General features: G+C 33.9%; 7 protein-coding genes and 1 pseudogene. 1 reads left to right on the forward strand and 7 read right to left on the reverse strand.

The window, feature by feature from the left end; all coding sequences use genetic code 11:
• Positions 1 to 1,337: 1,337 nt before the first annotated feature.
• From V7150_RS18640 to V7150_RS18670, 7 genes and pseudogenes are all read right to left on the reverse strand, one after another.
• Entirely contained in the window at positions 1,338 to 1,859 is a 522-nt protein-coding gene (locus tag V7150_RS18640; RefSeq protein ID WP_335521323.1) for a hypothetical protein, read from the reverse strand.
• A complete protein-coding gene (locus V7150_RS18645; protein ID WP_335521325.1) occupies positions 1,856 to 4,642 on the reverse strand; it encodes a DUF3289 family protein in 2,787 nt (928 codons plus the stop codon). Before V7150_RS18645 ends, V7150_RS18640 begins: the two co-directional genes overlap by 4 nt.
• 906 nt (positions 4,643 to 5,548) lie before the next feature.
• Positions 5,549 to 5,881, reverse strand: coding sequence for a DUF7716 domain-containing protein (locus tag V7150_RS18650; protein ID WP_335521328.1), 333 nt, complete (start codon positions 5,879 to 5,881; stop codon positions 5,549 to 5,551).
• Positions 5,882 to 6,080: 199 nt separating this feature from the next.
• On the reverse strand, positions 6,081 to 6,656 hold the full coding sequence (gene plsY, locus V7150_RS18655) for a glycerol-3-phosphate 1-O-acyltransferase PlsY (RefSeq protein WP_335521330.1): 576 nt from the start codon (positions 6,654 to 6,656) through the stop codon (positions 6,081 to 6,083).
• Positions 6,657 to 6,825: 169 nt separating this feature from the next.
• Positions 6,826 to 7,170, reverse strand: coding sequence for a hypothetical protein (locus V7150_RS18660; protein WP_335521332.1), 345 nt, complete (start codon positions 7,168 to 7,170; stop codon positions 6,826 to 6,828).
• A 99-nt stretch (positions 7,171 to 7,269) separates the two neighbouring features.
• Positions 7,270 to 7,437, reverse strand: a pseudogene (locus V7150_RS18665) (DinB family protein); the annotation flags it as partial.
• Between the two features lie 71 nt (positions 7,438 to 7,508).
• Positions 7,509 to 9,305, reverse strand: coding sequence for a M3 family oligoendopeptidase (locus tag V7150_RS18670; RefSeq protein ID WP_335521334.1), 1,797 nt, complete (start codon positions 9,303 to 9,305; stop codon positions 7,509 to 7,511).
• Positions 9,306 to 9,641: 336 nt separating this feature from the next.
• Here V7150_RS18670 and V7150_RS18675 point away from each other — a divergent pair, with 336 nt between their 5' ends.
• A complete protein-coding gene (locus V7150_RS18675; protein ID WP_335521336.1) occupies positions 9,642 to 9,938 on the forward strand; it encodes a hypothetical protein in 297 nt (98 codons plus the stop codon).
• Positions 9,939 to 10,299 lie beyond the last annotated feature (361 nt).

Raw genomic sequence — 10,299 nt, forward strand, 5'->3', positions numbered from 1 at the left:
TTACTTAACAATTCTTTTAGTTCTTTTTTATCTTCTCTACGCAGAAGTAATTGTTACCATCTCTATGAATAAGGAACTTGGGCATGTATTTGAAGCTGTAGATAGAACTAATTGTGTATTTTTTCTTTTCTTCATATAACCAGTTTAATCCGTATTCAAAACACCTATAAAATTCAGCAATAATTAATTCTTTTATTAAATGGTTTATAACCCACATATATACGGTTCTTGATCCTGAAATAGATTCCGGAAGAACTACCCTTTCGAGTCGTAGAATTCGTAGCCATTCAGTGAATTTATACGGGAGAACTGGATATCCATATTCACGAAAATTACTTTTATTAAAGTGACATGCAAATAAATTGTCTACATCCTCCGAATCTTTGAAAAATTGGAGTCGTAATCTCCAAAAAACATAAGCAATTGCAAATGGACAAAGTTCTTTATTTTCTAGTGCAGGACCATATCTTGTTAATTCTTTTATGCAACCAATATGTTTCTTTAAAGTAGTTTTTCTTAGATGCCTAGCTTTACAGTTAAATATTACGTCTGCTTGTTGATAAAAATATTCTGTATCTATGGCTTCTAAACGATTTATATATTGTAAATACTTATTTTTAGAACCGTACTCTTTTTCTCACTCTTGAACTAGCTTCTTATCAAGGTAATTAAGTGTCACTCCCATTTGGATAGCACGGTTTTTACCATTTACCATTTAATGAATTCAAAATAAATGGAACATCATAATTGAAAACTACTTTCTCTTATTCTAAAGCTAATTCAAACTCATTAAATATTTGACTTTTTTGGATTTTGGAGATTTCTGATGGTGCCAAAGATAACCACTTTTTTAGATCTGTACTAATAATGCGTGGCCAAAAAGCTGGCTGAACTGATCTATTATCGGACGAGAAACTATACCCACATTGGCAGCTATAGTTAATCTGTATGGGACTATCATCAAGGTAATATTGAAATTCAGTCTTACATTTTGGACACTGTGTAACTAGTTTTATTTTGTGAAAAGGACAGTTTGAATGATCAAATACATACAACGTTAAGGAATTTTCAATATTAAAAAACCTAATTTCTCAATTTAATGCTGAGAAATTAGGCTTTTTTGTTACTACATAACTTGCCCTTAAACGGAACAAAGAAAAAATTATATTAACTGGTATTATGGAATATTAAAGTTTTAATAGGGTATGGAAACGATTCAAGTAATGAGGGGACCACTATGGAAAATATTCATAGTGGTCCCCAGTCTATCATGTAGTGTTCCTGTCGTAATTTCTAACAATTTCCATTTCTTTATTTTTTGGTGTATGGATAGTGTTTCACTCAACAAGCTGATCCTCAATAAAATGCATCTGCTTCATGACCATTCCTTCCTTACTTTTATCATAAACAGTGTATTCCTTTTGTGGTTCAGCATCTGACCAAATGATATAGGCAATTAGATCATTCTTATGATGTTCCAGCCGATCTGTATTCATGTAACTTTCATCAGGCTGCCAGTCTCTTGGCAAATCCTCACTTTCCCTATAAAAGGACATATCAAAAATCCTGTTTTTGCCTTCAATTACTTTCATTTCACCTTCAACTGGATGATCCTTACTGTATTTTTCAACTAGTTGTTTCAACTCTGTTAGATCTTTTGGTGGATTTAGAATCATATAATGCTTCCTAAGAGTCACCAATTCTTCATCCTTTTTACCAACGACCTCTTCTGTATTGGCAATTTCGAAAATCTTTGTTTCCCCGCTTGATTCCTCATTCTTTGCACATCCAATTAAGCTTAATGGAATGAAGAGTATACAAATCATCCAAACTATCATTTTTACATTAACTTTAATCACAATTCTCCCTCAAATGGTATATCCATTTCCATTACAGTCACAAACGGCTTATATTTACTATTATATTCATCATAATGCTGTAAGACAAACCAGGAACGGAATCCTGCTAGGTTGACATACACCTTCTCCACATCTGGCTGATCCAACCCAAAATGATCATACAAACGAACACGCATGACTCCTTTAAAGTGATTCCTCTCTAATGAAAAATCTTTTACGGATACCGTATTCCCCCAAGTATCATTTACGGTAATGGTAAGTCCACCTACTCGATCACTCCATGTGCTAAACGTCGGATAACTAGCATTTCTCTGTATAAAATTATAAAATTCATTTGAATCCTTTGTACTTTTATCAAACTTAAGTGCTGCTAAATTACCTCCATTTTTCTTCAGCTCATTAACTAGGGCTTTTTTAACAAATTCAACATAGGCCTTCGTTGTTTCATGCTCACGCGCTTCTTTAGTTAATGTCTGGTTTCTGTACTCATTACCAGTTCCCTCTCTAAAATGATTAATCATATCTAAAATCACATCTTCCATATCTCCCATGGCAAACAAGCTTGTTGACATATCCTCGAACTCATTAAAGAGAATACTTGGGAAATAAGATTCAAGTAATTGAAGTCTGAACATCCAGCTAATGTCTTTTATTTCATCTTCAGTATAATCATTTGTTTTCATATCATTCGCTACATTTCCATTTGCATCATAGCCTTCTGGTCTATCTGATTGAAAAATGACCATATCAGATAAATCAGAGTACAACGGTCTCAAATCCTCATTATCAAACTTTCCATCTCCGTCACTATCTTTTCGGTCAGGAAAACTCTTTGGAAAGAAACCTTCAAAATGAATCGTAACTCCAAAAATGTCTACCGTGAATGATTGGAATGGACCCATTTCTTCCCCGTCGGTTAATCCATCTCCGTCACTATCTTTCTTGTTAGGATCTGAGTAGATTATACCGTATGGTGTTTTCATTCCTTTAATTTCATAGATGTCGTATAAGCCATCCCCATCTGAATCAGTTGTATCTATCCCTCCATCACCTGAATCATCACTAGGGACAATGTCATTCAACTTATGGCTGGTTGCAGCTTGATCATTCTCTCCACCTGTTCTCGTTGTCATATTGTGAAGCAGCGTTTCATTTACACCATGCGTCCCTGAATAGTCTATTTCCCTACCCCACAACTCCAGCCATTTTTTCTTATCAACAATTAGAAATTCGCCAAAGTGAGTAGTTTCCACACTTATTGTATTCTTACTTGCATCTACTTCCGCGTTAAGGCTTTCAAACATTTCCTTAGCTTCATTGTACCAAATGATACCTAAATTATTTTCCACTGTTTCTCCTAGCTTCGCTTCATCATAAGTAAACGTAATGCTTGCTTTCTCAAATTCTGATTGCGTAGTGATGCTTACAGGAGAACCAATAATACCGTGTAAATTTGTTGTTTTAACGTTGTTTGTGCGACTCATTCTAGTCGTTTTATTTATATTACCCTTTGCACTAAAACTAACTTCTACACTTTTAATTTCTGATTTATCAGGCTGAATCAATGATTTGCGAATAGATTGTTCATAGAGTTTTTCTGAATCCTCGATTCCGTCACCATCGCTGTCTGCAGCATTCGGATTTGTCTTTAAAGCATATTCATCTCCATCACTTAACCCATCGCCATCTGTATCATACTTATTAGGTAATGATTTAAACTGATGTACTTCAAATCCGTCCGTTAAACCATCTTGGTCTGAATCTTCCTTTATCAAATTTGTTTGATAAGCTTGCTCGTCTTTATTACTCAGGCCGTCTTCATCGATATCTTCATCTGCATCACTTATGCCATTACCATCTGTATCATATTTAGTCGGAGAAATAAATGATTTAACTTCATATTCAATATTGTCCTGTAATCCATCACCATCTGTATCCTTTTTAAATGGATTCATTCCCTCTAGGAATTCTTTCCCATCCGTTATTGTGTCCCCATCCGTGTCTGAGGTAGCTTCAAAGAATTCTGTGTTAAATGAGTAGCCAGCTTTTTCAAGTCCGAATAACACTTGTTTATATGCATTTTGATAGGATTTTGATGCAGGGATAGCTAGATCTTTTTCTAGAAATTCATTACCTTTTTCAGACATTTTCACAGCGTTATTCAAATGAGCTTTTATTTTATTTCCTTTGTCATCCGCTTGATCGGAGATATCCTTTAAGATGCCGATAGCATTCTTATTGACAATTTTATCCGATAAATAAAAATTAAAGAGTATATCTGCAAGTAATACTTCAGTTGGTTCATTAAAATCGTTTTTTGATACATACCCCCATAAATATATCGTTAACTTGTGTTTGATTTCCAAGAGCCGATCACTTTTAAGAACCACCTCTTGTATGTACTCCTCTTGAACAGCTTGTTCATATTGGTTAATCAATTGTTGAAGTACATCAAGTTCATTAATATCTTTTTGTTTAAAGTCTCCGGCTTCATCAATTTCCGCTATCAGTTTAGAATCAAACTTAGCATTAGTTTCTTTTATGACTGTCGCGAAGCGCTTTAATTCATTTATTGCAGTCTGATCATAGATTTTTGCAATTCTGGTGTCCTCATAGAATTCATATTCACTTAACCACTGTTTTACATTTTGCTCACTTGAATTCTTATGTTTTCCTTGATTAGCATGGTTATTGCCCTTGGCAACCACCGCTTGCCCAGAACCGCCGAAAATCATTGCAAAGGTCAATAAAAAACTCAACATACTTTTTACTTTATTTTCCATCGCGATAATCTCCTCTATTAAAATATTAATTTAACCTATATACGATATCGTTGTTCCCATCAAAAGAAATATTGTCAAAATCCTTGAGATAATGTCATTAAATCAACTCCTTTACAAGTGTTATTTTTCTAATAGCAACTAGTTGGTACCTATCAAAAGTATATAATGGAAATGTATTTTAAATAAAATGAATGCCGAATTTTCTAAAAATTATTAAATCAGAAAGACACCCAATATTTAAGTGTATTGTCTTTTAAATTTACCGTACATAAATAAATCTTTGACCCAATATATTTTCGGCTTGTAAACCAATGAATGAATCCCGTAACCGTTTATATGAAACGTGTCAGGGGATGATGCTTTTTGGTCCTTAGACTGTGGCGAAAATGCAAAAAGTATTGAAGAGTGTAAAATAAACATTAACAGATCTTATTGTTCCTTGAGGGATAAATTCATTTTTTCACCTTTCCTCCCTAAAAAATAATTTTATCAACTAAGTATTAGTTTACAGATCAAAATTATGGATTAAAAGGTAAGGATTTCCTAAATGTTTTTATCAGACTTAGGGATTAATGATCTTTCTTTAGAGTTTGAACTTATATATAGCCAATTTTCTTTAAAACTTTTGTTCAAGAAAATGACCCTAAAATGAAAAATGAGCGCTTATCCTTATTCCAGGATTGCGCCCTTTAAAGACCAAGAAAAATGGACTGCTGAAACAGTCCATCATTGTTCAATTATTCTGCAACTTTAAGTACAGATTTTCACAATCTCTTCTAAATTTTAACCTATATATCCAATTTTCTTTAAAGGCAATTGCTCAACAATCTGGCCCGATTGTTGAAGATCTTAATTACTTTTTCTTATTGAACTAACGCACCAGTTAGTTGAAGAAGCCCTACCCTCTTATTCAAACGTTATAAATGCATCATTATTATAGTAATACATAAATGCTTGAAACAAGTCCAACGCTGAGCATTGCGGACGTTGCTGCTTTGCATTGTTAACAATATCCTGGATAGTAGCTATATCAAGTACAAAAATTAAATTGTTATCAATAGCAAATATAGGAGTATCCCCATCACCTTCCAGTTCATCCTCATCTAGTTCATCCCAATTAATTACAGAACAAACGGAATCTATAGTCCATTTTTTATCAATTGGCAAAAAAAGATATTCGTTCCAAGGTAATTCATTGACATTATTTAAGATATATTTCAATTCTGTTAAGCTATCCATCAATCACACTTCCTTGGTATCATTTCTTGATACATCGGTACCATCCTCAACTAAGCTTTCCCGCTAGTGCAATCAATAAGAAAAAGATTGTCGCAGCGATCTTTCTTAACTATTGCACCCAGTTTGTGTAAGTACAATTCTTCACAATATGCTCTTTAGCTTTTACCAAATAACTTGTAATTTCTTTAAGACTTTTTTCTTACCATAGTTTGTTTTCAGTTCCTTTTATAATTCTTTTGATATTTTGCCTATGCAAAATTATCACTAACACACTAATAAATAATGAAAGGGCTATAATGACATTATCCTCAAATATAAGGCTGTAAATAAATATTGCTAGTCCAGCTAACATTGAACTTAGTGAAACATACTTAGAAAGTAGCAAAGTTAATATAAATACAATAAAGCCAGTCAAAGTACCTAAAGGGGTCAAAAATAATAAAACTCCTGTTGCTGTCGCAACAGCTTTCCCGCCTTTAAACCCTGCAAAAACAGGAAATACGTGTCCCAATATGGCTAATAAACCACAGAAAATGGGGTTAACCGTAGAATTAAATATTTGGGGGAGTAAACAAGCAAATGTACCTTTTAATAAATCAGCAATTGCAACAATTAGCCCTGCTGTCTTTCCAAAAACCCTAAAAATATTGGTTGCACCAAGGTTCCCGCTACCATAATCTCGAACATCGGTTTTATAGAATAGTTTACCGACAACTAAAGCAAATGAAATTGAACCAATCAAATAACTTAAAAATAGAGTTGAAATATTGAGCATAATAATATACCTTTCTTACTTAAATTATTAATATTGATATTCTATTTAATAACATTATTTTCCTTCTTAGCTTCTTCAATTATCCTGCCAGTTAGCTCAACAACAAAAAAGGATCACCGTAGCAATCCCCGTTCTTTAACTCTTGCACCCGTTAATAAGAAGCTAACTTTTATTGATATTTAAATGGGAAGTTCATTATTAATTCATTGAATTTATTTTCCCATTGTAAAAAATCTGTAATAGGCAATTTACCCCAAAACTGCAGCCCTGACATTTCAAATGAAACTGATATAAAGTATTTATCTCCTTTTTCCTCATCACCAAAACAGCAAGGAAGAGTGGTTTGATTTCCCATATAAGATGGCAATATTTCATACACCTTCCATAAAGCCTCATACGTTTTATTATTAAATTTATATTCATCAATCATATAGACTCTTTCAAACTCTACTATGTCGTTTACGACAACAAAACTGTTAGTATAATAATGTTCGTCTTCTACAACTATATCCATAAAATCTAGCCTCCTTGTCAAAATTACTGTATATGGTGATTAAATTATACAAGTTTTTTGCCCCTTCTTGTTCAACTAATCTGCCACGTTGAAGAAGAATTATTCAAACATTAAGATTTTAGGGTCTTTATCATACCAGTGAACAAGCATAGCGTGTAATTGCCCCCTATGGTGATAAACGTGTGCCAGAATCTCTAACAACCATTCATATTTCGTGTAAGTCAACCCCCAATATGAGGTAGTAGGCGAGTTGAGTTCTTCCTCGGAAAATCCCCTTATTATTAAATAAAATAGGAGCTATCGCATCGACAACTCCTTATTCAATATCATCCAACAATTTAAGAAGCAGTTAATTTAATAAACTCTTCTACATCTTTCACACATAATTCCATTCCTTTTTCCCAGAATTCCTCTGAAGTAATATCTTCTCCTAAATGTTTCATAACTAAATCTTCCACAGTCATACTTCCTGAATCACGAAGTAAGTTCAAATAATCTTTTTCAAACTCTTTTCCTTTCTCCTTTGCCTTTGCATAAATGCCCAAAGCAAATAAATACCCAAAAGTATAAGGAAAATTGTAAAAAGGCGATTGGGTAATATAGTAGTGAGGTGTCCAAACCCAAGAATATATGGAAGGTTGTTCTAGAGAACCATCATACGCCTCATTTATTGATTCTTCCATTAACCGATTTAACCGTTCGGATGAAACAATACCCTCATTACGTTCCTCGTAAAATCTCTGCTCAAATAAGAATCTCGAATGAATATTCATAAAGTTCATTACACTACGTTTTAATTTTTCATCCAGTATAAATATTTTTTCTTCTTTTGAATTCGCTTTTTTCATAGACGCATCAAAAATAATCATTTCGGAGAAGGTTGAAGCAGTTTCAGCAATACTTAACGGATAACGCTTATTCAACCCATTAACAGACTTCATGGCATGATTATGGAAAGCATGCCCAAGTTCATGAACAAGAGTTAACACATTTAAAAAAGTACCGCTAAATGTCATAAAAACTCTTGATTCACCTGTGAGTGGAAAACCAGCACAGAACGGAACAGCAGACTTATTTGGACGATCTTCGGCTTCTATCCAACCTTCATAGAAAGCTTGCCTAACGAAGCCTTCTAATTCGGTTCCAAACTGACTAAAATGTTCCGTAATAAGTGTAGCAGCTTCGTCGAATTTTATCTCTTGATTACTTTTTGTAACGGGAGCCCAAAAGTTATAAGCCTTCATACTAGATCCGCCCATCATTTCAGCTTTTCGCTTCAAGTAATTCGAGAAAGGTTGTTTATATTTACTGATCACTCTCCACATCGTATTCAGCGTTTCTTCCTTCATTCTGTTCTTTTTCAAAGGATCTTCTATTACACTTTTTATCCCGCGTTTGTTATTCACTTGTATACGAAAGCCAGCAATGTGATTTATTATTTTAGCAAATAATTCTTCTTTCTCTTTCCATATAGATTCTAATACATAATGAGCTTCCTTTCGCACCTCTTCATTAGCGTGCGACCGTAAGTTAATGGCTTGTCCAACTGATAGATTTTTTTCATTTCCATTAATCTTAATATTTACGTTAATACTACTTACTAGATCTTTATAAAAATGACCCCAAGCATGGTACCCATCAACCATTAAATCAGAAATTAAATTTAGCTCCTCTTCTGACAAATTCTCATCTGCATTTTCACGCCATTCGTTTAGAATAAATCTATATTCTTGTAATTCTTTGGTTTCTAGGATACTTTCCCATACTTCTTCCTTTGTATTTGTTAATATCTTTCTTACTTTCGATAATTCTTTTTCAAAACGGGATTCTTCTTTAGCAACTTTTCCTCGCAAAATCGCAGCATCTTGATCCTTTGGATTTTGTGCAAGGAGACAAGTGATAAACGAATTAGCTTGGGATAAGTTCAAGCTAATGTTTCCAATGTTTTCTACTAAATGTACCACTTTACTTACTTCATATGTTGAAAGTGGAGTAGTAAATGATTTAACACTACCTTCTAGTTCATGTACAAGAGCTTCTAATCGATTGATATGATCTAAAAATTGACTAGATTTGCCTCCACCCATAAAAACCTTATCTAAATTCCGCACTTTTGGATAGCTTATTTTCTCCATTAGTTACCTCCCCTTATATGTATATTTCACAAAAAACGAACATGCATTCCTATCATAACATATTTTAGAGGTGAAAAATTTCTACAATAACAAGAGACATTGATTTTTGTAAGATCAATGTCTCTTGTTCAACTCTTCTGCCCGTTTGTTGAAAAACAAAAAAGCACCTTTTTAACGAATGCCCTTGGTGTATACCTTTATTGCTGCATTAATGAGGATAAAGTGTGCTTCCTAAACATATAGTGAGTAAAACTACTTAAACTGGGTAGTATATGATTAGGATGGTGTGCGTTCATATTTAACATATTCCCTATTAATAAACGAGGAAGTGAATAGATGAATCACAGTGACGAACGCAATAACTTTGGTGGAAATTTAGAAGAAAGTGGCAACAACCAAGCTGGGAGTAATGCTAATCAAGTTACCAGTGACTTTGGTGAAGCAGTTGGAACTTTTACTGATGCCGTTGCGGGTGCTATGATAGGTGCTCCATTTGGACTAATTGGTACTGTTATAGGCGGTGTTTCAGGCGGTGTTATTGGTAACCAGATGGTGGAGACGGCTGAAGCAGATAACAATACAGCATCCAATAATCGTGATGTGAGTAATAATATTAACCCTATAAATAAGTAGCTATTTTTCATAAGGATTCCAATCAATTTAACAAGGAAATGTAAATTCCCCGTTAACCTCAGATGTTGAGGAACTTCTGCATGGGTGGCTAACGGGTGATATGTCTAGAGGAAGAACTCAATAATGGGTTCTTTTTCTTTTGATATTATATGCACCAAGAACGTTTAACAAAAAAACTCATATATTCTTCATGTTCTTCGGCTCCTAACCTTCTCAGTTACTTGAAAAAGAAAAAGCGATCCTTCGTAATTGAAGCATCGCACCCGTTAGCCATCCATGAAGCGCAAGATCGGCGCTTCACCACAGAGAATGAAAATGGTTCTGAACCGTCAATACTGTTTCTACGGCTGGGAGAGGAAGG

This window comes from Neobacillus drentensis, assembly GCF_036965245.1.
Taxonomy (GTDB): domain Bacteria; phylum Bacillota; class Bacilli; order Bacillales; family Cytobacillaceae; genus Neobacillus; species Neobacillus drentensis_G.

What these genes read in the sequence shown, in the direction of transcription:
- plsY (WP_335521330.1), bottom strand. Translation starts at nt 6,656, where the DNA reads ATGCTCAATATTTCAACTCTATTTTTAAGTTATTTGATTGGTTCAATT.
- V7150_RS18650 (WP_335521328.1), bottom strand. Translation starts at nt 5,881, where the DNA reads ATGGATAGCTTAACAGAATTGAAATATATCTTAAATAATGTCAATGAA.
- V7150_RS18660 (WP_335521332.1), bottom strand. Translation starts at nt 7,170, where the DNA reads ATGGATATAGTTGTAGAAGACGAACATTATTATACTAACAGTTTTGTT.
- V7150_RS18675 (WP_335521336.1), top strand. Translation starts at nt 9,642, where the DNA reads ATGAATCACAGTGACGAACGCAATAACTTTGGTGGAAATTTAGAAGAA.
- V7150_RS18645 (WP_335521325.1), bottom strand. Translation starts at nt 4,642, where the DNA reads ATGGAAAATAAAGTAAAAAGTATGTTGAGTTTTTTATTGACCTTTGCA.
- V7150_RS18670 (WP_335521334.1), bottom strand. Translation starts at nt 9,305, where the DNA reads ATGGAGAAAATAAGCTATCCAAAAGTGCGGAATTTAGATAAGGTTTTT.